Annotated in this window: 17 protein-coding genes; 6 read left to right on the top strand and 11 right to left on the bottom strand. The window is 68.3% G+C overall.

All coding sequences use genetic code 11. From position 1 onward, the window contains the following. Positions 1–10: 10 nt before the first annotated feature. Positions 11–1,618: a peptide chain release factor 3 gene (locus JM664_RS06180; RefSeq protein WP_227419050.1), complete on the bottom strand. Its 1,608-nt coding sequence runs from the start codon at positions 1,616–1,618 to the stop codon at positions 11–13. Positions 1,619–1,668: 50 nt separating this feature from the next. After that, positions 1,669–2,454, bottom strand: coding sequence for a universal stress protein (locus JM664_RS06175; protein ID WP_227419049.1), 786 nt, complete (start codon positions 2,452–2,454; stop codon positions 1,669–1,671). A 126-nt stretch (positions 2,455–2,580) separates the two neighbouring features. Here JM664_RS06175 and JM664_RS06170 point away from each other — a divergent pair, with 126 nt between their 5' ends. The 6 genes from JM664_RS06170 to JM664_RS06145 all read left to right on the top strand — a co-directional run bounded on the left by JM664_RS06170 (position 2,581) and on the right by JM664_RS06145 (position 7,114). Beyond that, positions 2,581–3,360 (top strand): SDR family oxidoreductase, encoded by a 780-nt coding sequence (locus tag JM664_RS06170; protein WP_227419048.1) that lies wholly within the window; start codon positions 2,581–2,583, stop codon positions 3,358–3,360. A gap of 82 nt (positions 3,361–3,442) precedes the next feature. Then, entirely contained in the window at positions 3,443–4,543 is a 1,101-nt protein-coding gene (locus JM664_RS06165) for an ABC transporter ATP-binding protein (protein WP_227419047.1), read from the top strand. Between the two features lie 154 nt (positions 4,544–4,697). After that, positions 4,698–4,910 carry a twin-arginine translocase TatA/TatE family subunit gene (locus JM664_RS06160; protein ID WP_227419046.1) on the top strand — a complete coding sequence of 71 codons (213 nt, stop codon included), beginning with the start codon at positions 4,698–4,700 and terminating at the stop codon, positions 4,908–4,910. Between the two features lie 25 nt (positions 4,911–4,935). Beyond that, positions 4,936–5,400, top strand: a complete 465-nt coding sequence (gene tatB, locus JM664_RS06155) for a Sec-independent protein translocase protein TatB (RefSeq protein WP_227419045.1) — start codon at positions 4,936–4,938, stop codon at positions 5,398–5,400. Beyond that, positions 5,397–6,284, top strand: a complete 888-nt coding sequence (gene tatC, locus JM664_RS06150; RefSeq protein ID WP_227419044.1) for a twin-arginine translocase subunit TatC — start codon at positions 5,397–5,399, stop codon at positions 6,282–6,284. The genes tatB and tatC overlap by 4 nt, the downstream gene beginning before the upstream one ends. Beyond that, positions 6,281–7,114 carry an ATP-binding protein gene (locus tag JM664_RS06145; RefSeq protein ID WP_227419043.1) on the top strand — a complete coding sequence of 278 codons (834 nt, stop codon included), beginning with the start codon at positions 6,281–6,283 and terminating at the stop codon, positions 7,112–7,114. Before tatC ends, JM664_RS06145 begins: the two co-directional genes overlap by 4 nt. Before the next feature lie 13 nt (positions 7,115–7,127). Here JM664_RS06145 and JM664_RS06140 read toward each other — a convergent pair whose 3' ends face one another. From JM664_RS06140 to JM664_RS06100, 9 genes are all read right to left on the bottom strand, one after another. Further along, a complete protein-coding gene (locus tag JM664_RS06140) occupies positions 7,128–8,267 on the bottom strand; it encodes a peptidoglycan DD-metalloendopeptidase family protein (protein ID WP_227419042.1) in 1,140 nt (379 codons plus the stop codon). A 53-nt stretch (positions 8,268–8,320) separates the two neighbouring features. Beyond that, entirely contained in the window at positions 8,321–8,959 is a 639-nt protein-coding gene (locus tag JM664_RS06135; RefSeq protein ID WP_227419041.1) for a protein-L-isoaspartate(D-aspartate) O-methyltransferase, read from the bottom strand. Position 8,960: 1 nt separating this feature from the next. Next, positions 8,961–9,746 carry a 5'/3'-nucleotidase SurE gene (surE, locus tag JM664_RS06130; RefSeq protein WP_227419040.1) on the bottom strand — a complete coding sequence of 262 codons (786 nt, stop codon included), beginning with the start codon at positions 9,744–9,746 and terminating at the stop codon, positions 8,961–8,963. A gap of 166 nt (positions 9,747–9,912) precedes the next feature. Further along, complete coding sequence (locus JM664_RS06125; RefSeq protein ID WP_227419039.1) at positions 9,913–12,138, bottom strand: TRAP transporter permease; 2,226 nt, start codon at positions 12,136–12,138, stop codon at positions 9,913–9,915. 44 nt (positions 12,139–12,182) lie between these two features. Then, entirely contained in the window at positions 12,183–13,040 is an 858-nt protein-coding gene (locus JM664_RS06120; RefSeq protein WP_227419038.1) for an alpha/beta fold hydrolase, read from the bottom strand. A gap of 631 nt (positions 13,041–13,671) precedes the next feature. Continuing rightward, positions 13,672–14,661 (bottom strand): TAXI family TRAP transporter solute-binding subunit, encoded by a 990-nt coding sequence (locus JM664_RS06115; RefSeq protein ID WP_227419037.1) that lies wholly within the window; start codon positions 14,659–14,661, stop codon positions 13,672–13,674. Positions 14,662–14,770: 109 nt separating this feature from the next. After that, the gene (gene mmsB / locus JM664_RS06110; protein WP_227419036.1) at positions 14,771–15,643 is read right to left on the bottom strand and encodes a 3-hydroxyisobutyrate dehydrogenase; all 873 of its coding nucleotides are present in this window, start codon (positions 15,641–15,643) and stop codon (positions 14,771–14,773) included. Further along, positions 15,640–16,680: an enoyl-CoA hydratase/isomerase family protein gene (locus JM664_RS06105; RefSeq protein ID WP_227419035.1), complete on the bottom strand. Its 1,041-nt coding sequence runs from the start codon at positions 16,678–16,680 to the stop codon at positions 15,640–15,642. Before JM664_RS06105 ends, mmsB begins: the two co-directional genes overlap by 4 nt. Then, on the bottom strand, positions 16,677–17,816 hold the full coding sequence (locus JM664_RS06100; protein WP_227419034.1) for an acyl-CoA dehydrogenase family protein: 1,140 nt from the start codon (positions 17,814–17,816) through the stop codon (positions 16,677–16,679). Before JM664_RS06100 ends, JM664_RS06105 begins: the two co-directional genes overlap by 4 nt. Between the last annotated feature and the right edge of the window lie 57 nt (positions 17,817–17,873).

Below are 17,873 nucleotides of genomic sequence, written 5' to 3'. Positions count from 1 at the left end.
AAGGCGGCTCCTAGACCATCATCTCCTTGGTGGCGCTGAGCGTAAGATCGGGGTGGTCGCGGGCGATCCGGTCGATGTCCCATTGCAGCCGCGTCATGTAGACGACGTCGCCGTCATGGTCGTGCGCGATGTGGCCCTTGTTCGCGGCGACAAACCGCTCCACCGCGTCACGCGGACCTGAGACCCATCGGGCCGAGGTGAACTGAGTGGGCTCCAGCCGGACGGGCAGGCCGTACTCCAGCTCGATCCGGCTCGCGAGTACGTCGAACTGAAGTGCCCCCACGACGCCGACGATGAAGCCCGAGCCGATCATCGGCTTGAAGACCTTGGCCGCGCCCTCCTCGGCGAACTGCATCAGTGCCTTGTCGAGGTGCTTCGCCTTCATCGGGTCGCCGGCGCGGACCGACTGCAGGAGTTCCGGCGCGAAGGAGGGGATGCCGGTGGCGCGGATCGCCTCGCCCTCGGTCAAGGTATCACCGATGCGCAGCTGGCCGTGGTTCGGGATGCCGATGATGTCGCCGGCCCAAGCCTCCTCCGCCAGTTCGCGGTCGGCGGCGAGGAAGAGGACGGGGTTCGTCACCGCCATCGGCTTCTTCGAGCGGACGTGGTGCAGCTTCATTCCGCGGGTGAAGTGGCCCGAGGCGAGGCGGACGAAGGCGACGCGGTCGCGGTGCTTGGGGTCCATGTTCGCCTGCACCTTGAAGACAAAGCCGCAGACCTTTGTCTCGTCAGGAGAAACCTGTCGAGGGTTGGCCGGCTGTGGCTGCGGAACCGGGCCGTAGGTGCCGATCCCGTTCATCAGCTCGCGCACGCCGAACGAGTTGATGGCGCTGCCGAACCAGATCGGCGTCAGCGTGCCGTCGAGGAAAGCCTGCCGGTCGAACGGCGGCAGGAGCTCCCGGGCCATCTCGACCTCCTCCCGGAGCTGGGCGAGCAGGTCCGCCGGCACACGCTCGGCCAGACGCGGGTCGTCGAGGCCGTCGATCTTGATCGACTCCGCAACGCGGTTGCGGTCGGCGCGGTCCATGAGCTCGAGCCGGTCGTTCAGGATGTCGTAGGCGCCAAGGAAGTCGCGCCCCATGCCGATGGGCCAGGAGGCCGGGGTGACGTCGATCGCGAGGTTCTCCTGGATCTCGTCGATGATCTCGAAGGTCTCGCGCGCCTCGCGGTCCATCTTGTTGCAGAAGGTCAGGATCGGCAGGTCGCGCAGGCGGCAGACCTCGAAGAGCTTGCGCGTCTGGCTCTCGACGCCCTTGGCGCCGTCAATGACCATGATCGCGGCGTCGACTGCCGTGAGCGTCCGGTAGGTGTCCTCGGAAAAGTCCGAGTGGCCCGGCGTGTCGACGAGGTTGAAGCGGAAGCCGTCGAAGTCGAACGACATCGCCGAGGCGCTGACCGAGATGCCGCGGTCCTTCTCCATCTGCATGAAGTCCGAGCGGGTGCGGCGCGCCTCGCCCTTGGCGCGGACCTGGCCCGCCATCTGGATCGCGCCGCCGTAGAGCAGGAACTTTTCGGTCAGCGTGGTCTTGCCGGCGTCCGGGTGCGAGATGATCGCAAATGTCCGACGCCGGGCGATCTCGGCCGGCAGGTCGGGCGCGTTCGATGAGCGGTCTAGCATGGGCGGCATCTAGCGTGTCGCTGGGCGCGCCGCAATCTGCCCCAGTTGCGTCAGGCCATGGCGCGGCGCGCGATGAGAAGATCGCAGGACGGTTCGCGCACGAGCGCCGAGGTCAGGCTGCCGATGGCCCACCGCTCGACGCTGCCGCGGGAATGGGCGCCGAGCGAGATCAGGTCCGGGTTCACGCGCTCCACCATCTTCTGCATGGCGCGGGCGATGCTGTCCTCGATGACCTCCGGCGGCTTCACGCCCTTCGGCAGGCCGCCGACAGCGGACCATGCGCCGATGACGCGCTCCACCTCGTCGGGATGCCCGGTCTGGGTTGCGTAGAAACTCCTGACGGTCGCGTTGGGCGCGATCTTCAGCGCCACGGCAAGCGCGGCGCTGGCAGCCGGCGAGCCGTCGATGGCGGCAAGTATCGTGGCGTAGTCGGTCTCCGCCGGGCTCCGGGCAATCAGGACCGGCGTCCCGCTGTGCATCACCAGCCGCTCGACCGTCGTCTCGCGGACCGTGTCGAAGAACCGCCGGCCGCGGTGCGTCCCGGCAACGAGCAGATCGGCGCCCTCGGCCTCGGCCAGCAGTTCCTCGACCGGATCGCCGAGCCGCACTTCGAAGTCGATGCTCGCATCCTCACCGCCGTGCTGTTCGGCGCAGAAGCGCGCCAGGCGTTCCTCGGCATCCTCCGCCACGCGGTGGGCGAGGTCCGACGGCATGGCATCGTCGACGACATGGACAACCGTGAGCCGTGCCCGCATTCTGGCCGCGAGCGAGATCGCGCGCACCATCGCGCGCTCGGAACGCGGCGAGAGGTCGCTCGCCACCGTCAGATGTGCCATCGGCTTCCCTCTCCGCTCAAGGTGCAACGGTAACGCGGCACGGTCGGCGGTCAATGCGCCGGAGCGGCGGCGCTTGACCTCGCGCTTCAAGGCGAATGAAGTCGCCGCCGGCAAAGGAGAGCAATTATGGATCTGGGAATCTCGGGGAAGCGGGCGGTGGTTTGCGCTTCGTCCAAGGGACTGGGGCGCGGATGCGCCGAGGCGCTGGCCGCCGCCGGTGTGCGGCTGGTCATGAACGCGCGCGGCGCCGAGGCGCTGGAGGTGGCGGCGCAGGCAATCCGGGATGCGCACGGGGTCGAGGTCGAGACGGTCGTAGCCGACATCACGACCGAAGACGGCAGACGGCAGGTGCTGGACGTCGCGGGCGACGTCGACATCCTCGTGAACAACGCCGGCGGTCCGCCGCCAGGCATGTGGACCGACTGGAGCCGCGACGATTTCATTGCCGCGCTCGACGCCAACATGCTGTCGCCGATCGCGATGATGCAGACTCTCATTCCGGGAATGTCGAATCGCGGCTGGGGCCGCGTGGTCAACATCACGAGTCAGGCTGTCAGGGCGCCGATCCCGGTCCTCGGGCTGTCCAACACCGCCCGCACCGGCCTGACCGGCTTCGTCGCCGGTACCGCGCGCCAGGTGGCCGAGACGGGAGTGACGATCAACAACCTGCTGCCCGGCATCCACGCCACCGACCGCGCCGTCTCGCTCGACGACGGCGTGGCGAAAAAGGACGGGATCAGCATGGAGGAGGCGCGGCGGCGGCGCGAGGCGACGATTCCGGTGCGGCGCTACGGCACGGCCGCGGAGTTCGGCGCGACCTGCGCATTCCTTTGCTCGGTCCACGCCGGCTTCATCGTCGGTCAGAACATCCTGCATGATGGCGGCGGGGTTAACCTGACCATGTGACCCGGGGCGCCCTTGCCGCGCTGCGGCAGGGCTGCTAGTCCGCCCGCTGCCCGACCGGCATTGTCGGGTATTGAGGGACCGCGTGGACGACATCCCGAGGCTCGAGATTCGCAACATCGTGCGCCGGTTCGGCGGGCGCGCGGTGGTCGATTGCGTGTCGCTGAGCATCCTGCCGGGGAACGTCACCTGTCTGCTTGGCCCGTCGGGCTGCGGCAAGACCACGACGCTGCGGATCGCCGCGGGCGTGGACCGGCAGGACGCGGGCGAGGTACTGGTGGACGGTGCCATTGTCTCGGACGCCCACCTGCACCTGCCGCCCGAGCGCCGGTCTATCGGCCTGATGTTTCAGGACTTCGCGCTCTTCCCGCATCTCAGCGTGGCGCAGAACGTGGCCTTCGGGCTCAAGGGCTCGAAAACCGAGCGCCGCCGCCGGGTGGGGGAGCTGCTGGAGCGGGTGCGTCTCTCGCGCTTCATCGATGCTTGGCCGCACGAGCTCAGCGGGGGCGAGCAGCAGCGGGTGGCGTTGGCCCGCGCCATTGCGCCGCAACCGCGGGTTATGCTGATGGATGAGCCGTTTTCGGGGCTCGACAACCGCCTGCGCGACGGTATCCGGGACGAAACGCTGGAGATCCTCAAGGAGGAGGGTGCGGCGGTGCTCCTGGTCACGCACGAGCCCGACGAGGCGATGCGCATGGCCGATGAGATTGCGCTGATGCGCGACGGCCGCATCGTCCAGGCCGGCGCCCCCTACAACGTCTACAACGCGCCGCGCGACCAAGCCGCCGCGGCATTCTTCAGCGATATCAACGTGATCCGCGGCAAGGTCGAAGGAGCGCTGACGGAGACGCCGTTCGGCGAGTTCCTCGCGCCCGGCGTGCCTGACGGCACCGAGGTCGATATCGTGATCCGGCCGCAGCACATCCGCATCGACTTCGACCGTCAGGGCAGGGGCCCGAGCCCAACCGCGCGGGACGGCACGCCGGCGCGCGGCGTCGTCGAGCGCGCACGCTTCATGGGCTCCGAAAGCCTCGTCGAGTTCCGCATGGACTTCGACGGCTCGATCCTGCGGGCGACGGTGCCTTCGGTCTTCCTGCCCAAGGTCGGAACGCCGCTCTGGTTGATGCTGCGGCGGGACCGGTGCCACGTCTTTCCCGCCCGTCGAGAGGAGCGCGCGACCTCGTGACTGCTGGCCCTTGGACCATCCGGCACGGGTCCTGTATCAATCGGGAGGACAGGCGCTTTGACGCTTCCAACGAAGCTTCGGAACCAATAGATAGGCGCGGTGTCGGTTTCAGGCGTCCGGCGCGGATAGTCCGGTCGCCGAGGGAGAAAGAAGCATGCTGAACAACATCGGCCTTCCGGGCCTCCTCCTCATCGCGATCGTCGTGCTCGTGCTCTTCGGGCGCGGCAAGATCTCGTCGCTCATGGGCGAGGTCGGAAAGGGCATCACGGCCTTCAAGAAGGGCGTGAGCGAGGGCACGAAGGAGCTGGAGGACGGCTCGACCCAGGCTCGCGACATCACTCCGGAGGAAGAGAAGGACAAGGCCTGATCCGGCCGCCCGGAGGGCTGCTTCCATGTTCGACATCGGCTGGACCGAGCTTCTGGTCATCGGCATCGTGGCGCTGATCGTCGTGGGCCCGAAGGATCTGCCGGGCATGTTCAAGGCGCTCGGGCAGTTCACCGCCAAGGCACGCGGGATGGCGCGCGAGTTCCAGCGCGCAATGGAAGACGCGGCGGACGAGTCCGGAGTGAAGGACATGGGGCGCGACATGCGCAACCTGACCTCGGCCAAGAACCTCGGCCTCGACAAGCTCAAGACCGCGGCTCGCGACCTCGGCAAGCTCGACCCCGACCGCAAGCCCCGCGCGGGCGAGACCGCACGCACGAACGAGGAGCGCGCGGCAAAGGCGGGCAAGCTGCGTGATGCGGCGGCAGCCAAGGCGGAAGAGCGGCGCGAGGCGGCACGGGCGCAGGCAGATGCGCCGGCGCCGGAAGCGCCGGCCCCTGCCGCCGAGCCGGCCGCGAAGGAGACGTCGTGACCACCCGCGACGAGATCGAAGACAGTTCGGCACCGCTCATCGAGCATCTGGCCGAGCTGAGGACGCGGCTGATCCACTCGGTCGTGGCGTTCATCATCGGGATGGTGATCTGCTTCTCCGTCTGGAACCCGATCTTCAACTTCCTGACCCAGCCGATCTGCTCGCAGCTCGGCGAGCGCGGGCAGGATTGCGGCCTGATCCTGATCAAGTTGCAGGAGGGCTTCTTTGTCGCCGTGCGGATCTCGCTCATGGGCGGCTTCATCCTCGCCTTTCCCTACATCGCGACGCAGATGTGGCGCTTCGTGGCGCCGGGCCTCTACAAGACGGAGAAGGCCGCGTTCCTGCCGTTCCTGGTCGCCTCGCCGATCATGTTCTTCCTCGGCGCGGCCTTCGCCTTCTACGTCGTGATCCCGCTGGCCTTCGACTTCTTCCTCGGCTTCCAGCAGGTCGGCGGGCTGCCGATGCCGGAGAACGTGGCGCCCGTGGGCGAGGAGGCGGGACCGCTCGCGCAGGCCGGGATCACGTTCCAGGGTTCCGTCGAGGAGTATCTTGCCCTCACGATCAAGTTTATCCTGGCGTTCGGGCTCTGCTTCCAGCTGCCGGTGCTGCTGACGCTGATGGGCAAGGCCGGCCTTGTGAGTGCCAAGGGCCTCGGCCGCGTGCGCAAGTACGCCGTGGTCGGCATCCTCGTCCTGGCGGCGGTCGTCACGCCTCCGGACGTCATCACGCAGATCATTCTCTTCGTGGTGGTCTACGGCCTCTACGAGATCTCGATCCTGCTGGTGGCGCGCGTCGAGCGGAAGCGCGTCGAGCGGATGCGGGCGGAAGGCCTGCTCGACGAGGACGAGGAGCTCTGGGGCGACGATGGGGACGAGGCGCGGTGAGCGACGCGTCCCACCGCATCGCCGCCGCGCTCGAGCGGATCAGTCCGCCGCCGGCCGAGGCACCGGACTGGAACGCAGCCGACGCCTTTGTCTGGCATGTGGCGCCCGACCGGCTGGACCCGGTCCCGCAGGTCAACCGCGTGGCGCTCCCGCTTCTCCTCGGCATCGACCGCGCGCGCGACACGCTGCTGGAGAACACGCGGCACTTTGCCGGTGGGTACCCGGCGAACAACGCCCTGCTCTGGGGGGCGCGCGGCATGGGGAAATCCAGCCTTGTCAAGGCAATCCATGCCGAAGTTGCAGCCGAGGTTCCGCTCAAGATCGTAGAGGTCCAGCGCGAGGACCTGCCGTCGATCGGACGGCTTCTGTCGCTGCTGCGGCGGAGCGAGCACCGCTTTGTCCTCTTCTGCGATGACCTGTCGTTCAGCCATGATGACCAGCACTACAAATCGCTGAAGGCGGTTCTCGACGGCGGAATTGAGGGGCGGCCAGAGAACGTGATCTTCTACGCGACATCGAACCGCCGCCACCTGATGCCGCGCGACATGATCGAGAACGAGCGTTCGCGTGCGATCAATCCGTCCGAGGCGGTCGAGGAAAAGGTGTCGCTCAGCGACCGGTTCGGCCTCTGGCTCGGCTTTCACCCCTGCGGGCAAGACGAGTACCTCGCGATGGTGCGCGGCTACTGCGACGCCTACGGCGTCGAGATTGACGACGGGACGCTGCGCGCCGAGGCGGTCGAGTGGCAGGCGACGCGCGGCTCGCGCTCCGGCCGCGTCGCTTGGCAATTCTTCACCGACCTGGCGGGGCGCAGGGGCGTGAGGCTCTGACCCTCGCCAGAGGTCAGTTCAGGTAGGGACCGGGGTCGACGCTCTCGAACCCCTCGCGGACCTCGAAGTGCAGCACGGCCGGGTCGGCGGAACGCACCACGCCAATGGTCTGGCCTCGGCTGACCGTGTCGCCGCGCGAGACGGACACGTTGTCGACCCCGGCATAGACCGTCAGCAGGTTCCCCTCGTGCCGGATCACCACGATCGGGACGCCGTCGGTGTCGTTGGTAATCGCGCCGACGGTGCCGGCATCGGCGGCGCGCACCGCCGTTCCTGCGCGCGCCGAGATGTCGATGCCGTCGTTGCTGCCCTTGCTGTAACCACGGATGATGCTGCCCGGCACGGGGGTCAGCAGGCGCGCCGTGTCTGACGCCTCGGTCGCCTCCTCGGCGAGCACCGGGGGCGCCGGCGGCTCGGGCGCGGGCTCGGCGGTGTCATCCTCGGGGAGTGGCTGCGCCGCGCTCGGCGGTGTTGGCGTGGCGGTGCCCTCGCCCGGACGCGAGGGCGGCACGGCGACAGGCACCGGAGCCGCGGCCGCCGGCGGGATCAGCAGATATTGTCCGACCCGCACGTTCCGCGCCGCGTCTAGACCGTTCCACTGCGCCAGCGCATCGACCGACACGCCATAGCGACGGGCGATCGAGAAGGCGGTCTCGCCCGGAGCAACGCGATGCCGGACAGGCTCGGTCCCGGTGGAGGTCACTCCGCCGGCGCGGTCGATCGCGTTGCCGGCGATGGTGGCCACGTCCACCTGGCCCACGCCGCGCGGCGTCGCCGCGGTGGCGGGGGAGGCGGTCACGACGGTGGTGCCGGCTACCCGGCGGGGCAGGGCGATGATCTCGCCGCGGCGGAGCGGCGCGTCGACGGGGAGCGCGTTGTAACTGGCGACCTCCTCCGGTGGCAGGCCCACGCGTGTCGCGACGGCGCTGACCGTATCCTCGGGCTGGGCGACCGCGACCTGGTAGGTCGGGTAGGTGATGACGCCGCGGCTGTCGGGCGTCGGCCGCTCCTCCGCGCGCGAGCGGATCGCGGCGTCGGAGGTGTCGAGGCCGTCGCCGAGGTTGCGAAAGTCGGGGTCGAAGCCGCTCTGGCAGGCGCCGAGCAGCAGCATCGCCGCGGCTGCGCTCACGATCGGCCGTTTGGAAAATCTCATCGCCCGCCCTCGTCTGCCGGTCCCTTGTGGCCGGGACCGTACCATCTCACCGGTCACTCTCGCGCCAGCCCCTCGAGCAGCGGCACGAAACGCACGCTCCGCAACTCGTCGTACTCGTAGCCCGCCTCGGTCCGCACGACCTTGATCAGGCTCTGCACCGCGTCGGACTGGCCCACCGGCACTACCATGATACCGCCGATGCGCAACTGCGCCAAGAGCGGCCCCGGCGGGTCCTCGGCCGCGGCGGCCACCAGGATCCGGTCGAAGGGCGCCTGGTCCGGCAGGCCGCGGCTACCGTCGGCGGTGAAGGCGGTAACGTTGGTCAGGCCGATCGCCTCGAAGCGCTCGCGCGCCTCGCGCACCAGGCTGCGATGGCGATCCACCGTGTAGACGCGGCGGGCGAGGCGGGCGAGGATCGCCGCCTGATAGCCCGAGCCGGTGCCGACCTCGAGCACCTTGTCGCGTGGCCCGACCTCGAGCGCCTGGGTCATCAGGCCGACAACCGACGGCTGGCTGATCGTCTGCCCGCAGGGGATCGGCAGCGGCGTGTCGTCGTAGGCGCGGTTGGCGAACGTACCGCGCACGAAGATGCCGCGGTCGATCGACTCGATGGCGTCGAGGGTGCGGGCATCCGTGACGCCGTTGCGCCGCAGCGCGAGCAGAAGCTGCATCGTGTTCTCGGGATCGACCATCTCAGCCGAGCCTCTGCGTCAGCTCGTCGAGGGCATCGTGGGCGGTAAGGTCCGCGCGCATCGGGGTCACCGATATCCAGCCGTCGAGGTTCACCGCCGCGTCCGTGCCCGGCTCGGACGGAACGTTCTGCCGGCCGCCCTTGACCCAGAGGAAGCGGCGCCCGGAGGGAGAGAGATGCGCCTCCACTCCAAAGGTGACGTCGCGGCGGAACCCCTGCGCCGCAACCTTCAGGCCGCGTACATCCGCCGCGGAAAGGGGCGGAAAGTTCACGTTGTAGAAGAGCCGGTAGTCTCCGTCATCCCAGAGGCCCGCATCGAGCAGCCGGCGCACCGTTGCCACGCCATGACCTGCGGCGGCGTCGAACGGATCATCGAGGCTGACGTTGCCGGGACCGTAGTACTGGCTCATTGCGATCGCGGGGAGGCCCTGCAGCGCCGCCTCCATCGCCCCGCCGATCGTGCCGGAATAGAGTACGTTCTCGGCGGAATTGTTGCCGCGGTTGACGCCGGAGAGGACGAGGTCCGGCGGCGCGTCGCGCATCACGTCGTGCAGGCCGGCGAGGACGCAGTCGGCGGGCGAGCCCTCGGCCGCCCAGCGGCGGGGCCCGAGCTCGGCGATCATCGTCGGGTGGGTGTAGCTGATCTTGTGGGCGACGCCGGATTGCTCGAATGCGGGCGCGACTGTCCACACCTCACCCGACGGTCCGGCAAGCTCTTCGGCGATGGCGGCGAGCACGGACAGGCCCGGCGCATTGATGCCGTCGTCATTGGTGATGAGAATGCGCACGTCCTGCCCCGGTTCGCGTCGGGCCTCTTGTTAGGCGAGCGCTGCGCGGCCGGCAAGCGGTGGCATGGCGTACCTCGGGTCCCGTGCCGGGAGCTTTCGGCCCGACATGCGCTATTGCGCGCGGCAGCGTCGAGCCGCCCGGAGGAGGATCGGTCCGCGCGGAGGTTCAGTCGGCGCCGCGGACCGGCATGGTGGCGTCAGGATCGGGACGCGCGAGCTTCTGGATGAGGTAGATCGCCACGGCGGCGCCGATGCCGATCAGGTCGGTGATGATCCCGCCCTCGATCATGAAGAGCGCGGCGACGATGAGCCCGACCCGCAGGAACCAGGCGCAGCGGCCGCCGAGGAACCAGCCCTGGACGCCACCGGAGAGGAGGAAGACGCCTACGGTGGCGGTGACCGCCGCGCGCACGATCTCGGGCCAGCTTCCGTCCATGAGGAGGGCGGAGTTGTAGAAGAACATGAAGGGCACGATGAAGGCCGCGATGCCGATCTTGAACGACGCGACCGACGTCTCCATCGGGTTCGCGCCCGAAATGCCGGCCGCTGCGTAGGAGGCGAGCGCGACTGGTGGGGTGATGGCCGAGAGGACGGCGAAGTAGAAGACGAAAAAGTGCGCAGTCAGTGCCGGAATGCCAAGCTGCACGAGGCCCGGCGCGACGACCGAGGCCGCGACCGCGTAGGCCGCGGTCGTGGGCATGCCCATCCCGAGCAAGATCGCGATGCACATGGCGAAGAAGAGCGCCAGGAGCTGCGACAGGCCGGCGAGGCCCAGGAGCAGGTTCGAGAACCTTGCGCCGACTCCGGTCAGGGAGATGACGCCGACGATGATGCCGGCGCAGGCGCAGACCGCGATGATCTGGATCGACATGATCCCAGCAAGCTCGAAGGCGCGGATGAAGGAGCGAGGCCCCATCCGGTGGGGCGTGAGCCAGCTGACTACTGCGGCCGAGAGCGTGGCGAGGGTGCCCGCACGGATCACGGAGTAGCCCATGAAGAGCGCGGCGATCAGGATCACGATCGGCAGGAACAGGTAGACCCGGCGGACCATGGCGGCGAACTTCGGCAGTTCGTCATCGCGCATGCCGCGCATTCCGAGCTTTGCCGCTTCGAAGTCGACCATGAAGTAGACTGAGACGAAGTAGAGCACCGCGGGGATGATCGCCGCAAAGGCAATGTCGGTGTACGGGATGCCGGTGATCTCGGCCATGATGAAGGCGCCGGCGCCCATGATCGGCGGCATGATCTGGCCTCCGGTCGAGGCGGCAGCCTCGACCGCGCCCGCGGTCTTGGCCTTGTAGCCGACCTTCTTCATCAGCGGGATCGTCAGCGAGCCTGTGGCAACCACGTTGCCGGCCGAGGTGCCGTTGATCATGCCCATCAGGCCGGAGGCGAAGATCGCCACCTTGGCCGGCCCGCCGCGAGCGCGTCCGGCGACGGCGAAGGCGAAATTGACGAAATAGTCGCCAACCTTGGACGCCTGGAGGAACGCGGCGAAGATGATGAAGAGGATGATGTAGGTCGAGCTGACGGCCGTGGTCGGACCGAGGATGCCGGCGTCGGTGTAAACCTGGCTGAAGAACCGCTGCCATCCGATCGGAGGCGAATTGAGAAAGCCCGGCAGGTACTGGCCCGTGAAGACGTAGGCGAGGAAGACAACCGATATGATGACAAGCGCGAGGCCGGCGACTCGGCGGGTCAGCTCCATGATGAGGAGCGTGCCGGCGACCGCGGCGATGGAGATGCCGATGGGCGCGAACGGCGTCCCCGTCGAATTGCGCATCAGCGTGCCGTAGATGGTGATGAGGTAGGCGGCGACGGCGATCGCGGCGACGCTGAGCACGAAATCCGGCGCGGCAAAGCCGTCCCGGCGACGGCGGTGATACCAGCCGGCGACGATGGCGCCGACGGTCGCGATCATCAGCGGCACGCCGAAGAACCAGATCTCGCGGAAGCGGATCGTCGCGTCCATCCCGTTCCACATCGTTCCGGTCGAGATCTGCCAGGCGAACCAGAGCGCCACCCCGAGCGAGATGACGGCCGGGATCACCAGCGCCCAGGAGACGTAGTCGAGGGCGCGCGTCTCCTCCTCGGGCGCGGGAAAAGTGACGGCGGAAGCGTAGAGGAGGAAACCCAAGACCAGCGCACCGGCCACGTGGACAATGCGGAAGTTCCAGGTCTCCATCGGCAGGGTCGGGAGGAACGGCAGCTCGATGCCGGTCATGTTCTCGATCGAGAGGCCGTTGAGGGCGGCCATGTGGAATGCCGCGTAGATCGTCGCCATCGCGGCGATGATGAGGTAGTTCCGGCCGATGAAGTCGCGGCGGTTGGCCTCGACCGGCTCTTCGTCGACGCCTTCGGCCAGCACCGGGCCTTCGGTGGGGTCGCTCATCGGATCCTCCCTCTCTTGCGTCGATCTTTGGCGAAGCGGAGGGGTCAATGCAATTCGTTCCTGTCGCGACCAAGCCGCTGCAGGAAGTGATCGAGCGCGGCGTCGAAGGGACCGGGTGCTTCGACCATCGGCCAGTGCCCCGTATCGAGTTCGACCAGTCGGGCACCGGCAGCGCGGGCCGCAGCGCGGGCTGCAGCGATCGGCACGGGGCGGTCGTGGCGGCCGTGGATGAAAAGCGCGGGCGGTCCGAGGCCGGGGAGCCGAGGGATGAGGCAGGTGCCGAGTCCATTGGGGCCGATCTCGTCGCGCAGGAAGCGGTCGTAGGCATGAGGCCTGGCGGCGGCCGCGAGCTGCCGCACGTCGCGCAGGAGGTCCGGCGTGATGGAGGCCCGGTCATGCACGATGGTGGCCAGCGCCTCACGCGCGGCGAAGTCCGACCGCGCGATCAGCGGGTAGGCCAGGCGGTTGACGGGCAGCCGAGTTCCGAGAAACGCCAGCGGGTGCAGCGGGGCCACGGGGGCGAGACCGTAGGAGGCCACAGGAATGACGGCAGATATGCGTCCGGGCGTGGCAAGCGCCGTCCAGAGCGCGACGGCGCCGCCGAGCGAGAGACCGGCGAGGATTGCGCATTCAAGCTCCAGGGTATCGAGCAGCGCAACCAACCAGCGACCGACGTCGGGCACGCGGTAGCTGCCGCTGAAGAGGTCACTCTCGCCGTGGCCGGGCAGGTCTGGCGCGAAGATGCGATGTCGGCGCGCAAGCGCCGGCAGGGCAGGTCCCCACGAGACGCCGGCGCGGTCGAGGCCGCCGCCGTGCAGGACGACCATTGGCGTTCCGTCGCGCGGCCCCAGCTCGAGCCATGAGACGCGGAGGCCGTCGATCCGGGCGTGCCGCCGTTCCACTAATCCTCCCGCAGACGAGAATGGTGCGTCCTGAGGCTGACATATTGCGCAGCGCAGGACACGTCCCAGGTGGCCTGCCGGAGAACATTCGGCAGGTCACCGTTGTTTCAAGTTCTTCCAAGAGCTGCTCGCGCGCGACGCGACCGGCAGGTCAAGACTCTGCCGAAACTCACTGTCTCGCAACTCCATGCTTTCGGGAAAGCAACTTCAACACCTGCGGCGACCATCCTGCGGCAAACACGGCTTGGATCCTGTCCGACTTTCGCAGCTCGGGGAACAGACGTCCGGCCCCAAGAGGCAGGATGGAGAGACAAAATCAGCGGGCCGTGTCTTCTAGACGATGAACTCCGTGCAGGATGAGGAGCGCAACCCCAAGGCCTTCAATTTGCACAATGCACCTGCGATCGAAGCGATGGCCTATGGCTGGTGTGTCGCCAACATACGGGCTGGCTCTTCCGCTCGGATTGTGATCCCGAAGCAGCGGTTCTCTACAAGCAGTGGATGTTCCACGGCACGCCGCTCTGCACCCGGTTCATAGGCTGAAGCCCCGGACAAGTAGCCCGCCCCGTTGCCGGAGCGGGCGATGTCCTGAGAGTCGGATCGCGATCTCCTCGGATCGTGCGTCGGCGCGTCAGCCGCCGTGAACCATATCGTCGGAGATCTCGGCGCCGGCGTTGTCGCGGAACCAGCGGGCGGCGCCCGGATGCCACTTCATCACCTGGTTCTTGTCCCAGTGCTCGGGCAGCGTCTCCTCGGCCGCGCGATGGATGTTCACCATGCGCTCGTTGTCCGACATCACGATGTCCGTGACCGCGTAGACAAAGCTTTCCGGCAGGTCGCAGTTGGCGATGGCGAAGTTCCACATCGCCACCGAATTCGCCGGCTCCTCGAGCGTCTGGTAGGTGTCGGCCGGGATCTGGAAGTCCGAGACCGGGAACGCCTCCGCAATCTGGTCCTGCTCCTCCTCGGTGAACTCGATGATGTTGACGTCGGTCTGGACCTCGAGCTGGCTGACCGCCGGGACCGGGATGCCGGCCGCGAAGGCGATGACGTCGATCAGGCCGTCCTGCAGCTGCCCGCCGAGATCCTCCCAGCCGCCGTTGCGGCGCTCGAAGTTTACGCCGAGCTCCTCGAGCATAAGCGGGAAGTAGGTGTCCGAGGTCGAGCCTGCGGGCCCGAAGCCGATACGCGCGCCGTCGGGGATGTCGGAGATCGTCTCGATGCCTGACGAGGCGAGCGCCGTGACCGAGAACGGCGTCTGGTACATCGGGAACATCGCACAGGCGTTGTCCATGGCGAGACCCGGCGCGATCGGGTTGGTGCCCTCGATCGACTCGCGGGCCGGGCCCGTTGTCGTGAGGCCGAAGGCAGCGTCGCCGGTATGGACGAGGGCCATGTTCTGCATCGGCCCTCCGGTGACCTCGCCGCCGCCGGATATACCAAGCTCGTCCGCCACCAGGTTGGCCCATCCCGTACCATAGGCGAAGTAGGTGCCGCCCTGGCTCGCGGTTCCTACAGTAAAGCTGCTGGGCCAGCCCGTGCGGTCGAGATCGGAATAGTCCTGAGCGTATGCTCCGCCGGCGGCGAGTGCCGCAACGGCGGTGAATGTGGTCAGTTTCATGTTGTCTCCTCCACATGCCCGGTCTTTGACCGGGACCATGTCCGTGGTTCTATAGCCCCCGCGGCCCGTGGCAAGCAAAGCCGGGCGGATACAACTGACACGCTACGGCTCAGCTCCGGCCTCGCCCCTCGAAGCGGGGAAGCATCGCGGAGAAGTCGCGGCCGGCACCATTCTCGTCCTCGACGAAGGATCGGTAGAGCTCGGCGGCGAGCTGCCCCATCGGCGTATCCGCGTCCGCGGTCTCGGCGGCCTGCTGGCTCAGGCGCAGGTCCTTGAGCATCAGGTCGGCCGCGAACCCGGGGCGATAGTCGTTATCCGCCGGGCTCTTCGGCCCGACGCCGGGGGCGGGGCAGTAGGTCGACATCGACCAGCTGTTGCCCGACGAGGTGGAGACCACGTCGAACATCGCCTGCCGGTCGAGACCGAGGCGATCGGCGAGGGCGAACGCCTCGCAGGTGGCGATCATTGTGACGCCGAGGATCATGTTGTTGCAGATCTTCGCCGCCTGGCCATTGCCGGACGGGCCGCAGTGCACCGCCTTGGCGCCCATCACGTCGAAGAGCGGCCTGGCCTCGGCAAAGGCGTCGGCGCCGCCGCCCACCATGAAGGTTAGCGTTCCCGCCTGCGCGCCGCCCGTACCGCCGGAGACCGGCGCGTCGAGCGGGCGCAGCCCCGCCGCCTCGGCCTGCGCCGCCACATCGCGGGCACTCGCCACGTCGACGGTGGAGCAATCGAGCAGGATCGCGCTGCGCTCCATCGCCGGGATCACCTCGTCGGCCACCCGCCTGAGGATGTCGCCGTTCGGCAGCATGCAGATGACGACGTCGGCACCGCTCGCGGCCTCGGCGGCCGAGCCGGCCTGCGCCACCGCTTCGGCCGTTGCTCCGGCCACGTCGAAGCCCACCACCTCGTGCCCGGCCTTCGCCAGATTCGCCGCCATCGGTGCGCCCATGTTCCCCAGGCCGATGAAACCGATCTTCATGCTTCCTCCCAGTCCAGCGTCTCGTCGCCGAGCGGCGCGAGCATTCGTTCCACCTCGTCCGCCGACACGTCCGAAACCCGCTCATGCAACCATCTCGGCTGCCGGTCCTTGTCGATGACGGCGGCGCACGTCCCCTCTAGGAAATCGGCGTGCTCCATCGAGCGCCAGGTGAAGCGGTACTCCTGCTCAAGTGCCGCCTCGATCGTATCGGCAGCGCGGGCGCGGCGGATCAGCTCGAGCGTGCAGGCCATGCTCAGCGGCGAATTCCGGCCCAGCACGCCGAGCGTCTCGGTCGCGAAGGGGGCTTCGGAATTGGCGAGCGCGGCGAGCACTTCCGCGATGCTCGCACCGCCGAACAGGCCGTCGATCTCGGCCTGCCGCTGTTCCAGGTCGCCCGGCGGCGGGTCGCCGGCGGCCGCCTCGATGCGGTGCCACTCGCCGGTGCGCTCCAGCGCCGCGATCAGCTCGGGCCACGCCGCCTGCGGCACATAATGATCCGCGAACCCCGCATGGATTGCGTCCGCAGGCCCCATTCGCGCGCCGCCAAGGCCGAGATACTCGCCGAGCCGCCCCGGCGCCCGGGCGAGCAGCAGCGTCCCCCCGACGTCGGGGATCAGCCCGATTCCACATTCCGGCATGGCGAGTTGCGAGCTCTCGCAGACCACCCGGTGCGAGCCGTGACAGCCGATGCCGACCCCGCCGCCCATCGTGAAGCCGTGCATGAAGGCCGCCACCGGCTTCGGATAATGGTAGAGCTTGCGGTTCATGCGGTACTCGTCCGCCCAGAATCCGCGGCCGAAGTCGAAGTCGCCCGACGTGCCGCGCCGGTACATCTCGGCGATGTCGCCCCCGGCGCAGAAGGCGCGGTCGCCGGTGCCGTCCATAACCACCAGCGACACGCACTCGTCGTCCCGCCACTCGTCAAGCGCCCGGCTCACGTCGCGGCACATCTCCCAGGTCAGCGCATTGAGGGCCTTCGGCCGCGTGAGCGTGATCCGCCCGGCGCAGCCCTCTATTCGGATGTCCAGGTCGCTCATGAGTTCAGCATCTGCCGCGCCACGATCAGGCGCATGATCTCGTTCGTCCCCTCCAGGATCTGGTGCACGCGCAGGTCCCTCACGATCTTCTCGATGCCATAGTCCGCAAGATATCCGTAGCCGCCATGCAGCTGCAGGCACTGGTCCGCCACCCGACTGCCGGCCTCCGTCACCAGTTTCTTGGCCATCGCGCAGAACTTGGTCGCGTCGGGCGCGCCCTGGTCCAGCTTCCAAGCCGCCTGGCGCAGGAAGGTGCGCGCCGACTGCAGCTCAATCTCCATCTCCGCCAGCCGGAACTGCAGGGCCTGGAACTCCGTCAGCGGCTGCCCGAAGGCCCGCCGCTCGCGCATGTAGGCCAGCGTCGCGTCCAGCGCCGCCTGCGCCGCGCCGAGCGAGCAGGCCGCAATGTTGAGGCGCCCGCCGTCGAGCCCCGCCATCGCGTAACGAAAGCCCTTGCCCTCCTCCCCCAGCAGGTTCTCCGCCCGCACTCGGCAGCCGTCGAACTGCACTGCCCGCGTCGGCTGCGAACGCCAGCCCATCTTGTCTTCCAGCGCGCCGAAGCTCAGCCCCGGCGCGCCGTCCTCCACGATCAGCGCCGAGATGCCGCGCGCGCCGGCCTCGCCCGTGCGCGCCAGCACGATGTAGGCGTCCGAATAGCCGCCGCCCGAGATGAACGCCTTGCTGCCGTTCAGCGTCCAGCCCTCGTTCGTCCGCTCGGCGCGTGTCCTCAGCGCCGCCGCATCCGAGCCCGAGCTCGGCTCGGTCAGGCAGTAGGAGAGGATCGTCTCCATTGACACCGCGCCAGGCAGCAACCGCGCCTTGAGCTCCTCCGAGCCGTAAGCGTCGATCATCCGGGCGCACATGTTGTGAATCGACAGGAACGCGGCAACCGATGCACAGGCGTGGCTCAGTGCCTCGAACACCAGCGTCGCGTCCAGCCGGGTGAGGCCCGTGCCGCCGCCCTCCTCGCTGACATAGAGCCCGCCGAAGCCGAGCTCGGCCAACTGCGGCCAGAGCGTGCGCGGGATCGTCCCTTCCGCCTCCCACTGGCGGGCGAAAGGAGCGATTCGCTCCTCCGCGACGGCGAGCGCCATGTCTCGAATCGCCTGCTGTTCCTCGCTGAGACCGAAGTCCATGAGCGCTCCTTCCTCGCGAATGTGTAGCGGCGCCGTGAACTGCCGGCAATTGCTGCG

It is taken from the genome of Roseitranquillus sediminis (assembly GCF_016918935.1).
GTDB lineage: Bacteria > Pseudomonadota > Alphaproteobacteria > Rhodobacterales > Rhodobacteraceae > Roseitranquillus > Roseitranquillus sediminis.
This window is presented reverse-complemented; position numbering and strand designations above follow the sequence as displayed.

Coding starts and splice junctions, on each gene's coding strand:
- JM664_RS06115 (WP_227419037.1), bottom strand. CDS start 14,661: ATGAAACTGACCACATTCACCGCCGTTGCGGCACTCGCCGCCGGCGGA.
- JM664_RS06160 (WP_227419046.1), top strand. CDS start 4,698: ATGCTGAACAACATCGGCCTTCCGGGCCTCCTCCTCATCGCGATCGTC.
- mmsB (WP_227419036.1), bottom strand. CDS start 15,643: ATGAAGATCGGTTTCATCGGCCTGGGGAACATGGGCGCACCGATGGCG.
- JM664_RS06175 (WP_227419049.1), bottom strand. CDS start 2,454: ATGGCACATCTGACGGTGGCGAGCGACCTCTCGCCGCGTTCCGAGCGC.
- JM664_RS06100 (WP_227419034.1), bottom strand. CDS start 17,816: ATGGACTTCGGTCTCAGCGAGGAACAGCAGGCGATTCGAGACATGGCG.
- JM664_RS06105 (WP_227419035.1), bottom strand. CDS start 16,680: ATGAGCGACCTGGACATCCGAATAGAGGGCTGCGCCGGGCGGATCACG.
- tatB (WP_227419045.1), top strand. CDS start 4,936: ATGTTCGACATCGGCTGGACCGAGCTTCTGGTCATCGGCATCGTGGCG.
- JM664_RS06140 (WP_227419042.1), bottom strand. CDS start 8,267: ATGAGATTTTCCAAACGGCCGATCGTGAGCGCAGCCGCGGCGATGCTG.
- JM664_RS06135 (WP_227419041.1), bottom strand. CDS start 8,959: ATGGTCGATCCCGAGAACACGATGCAGCTTCTGCTCGCGCTGCGGCGC.
- JM664_RS06170 (WP_227419048.1), top strand. CDS start 2,581: ATGGATCTGGGAATCTCGGGGAAGCGGGCGGTGGTTTGCGCTTCGTCC.
- JM664_RS06125 (WP_227419039.1), bottom strand. CDS start 12,138: ATGAGCGACCCCACCGAAGGCCCGGTGCTGGCCGAAGGCGTCGACGAA.
- JM664_RS06180 (WP_227419050.1), bottom strand. CDS start 1,618: ATGCTAGACCGCTCATCGAACGCGCCCGACCTGCCGGCCGAGATCGCC.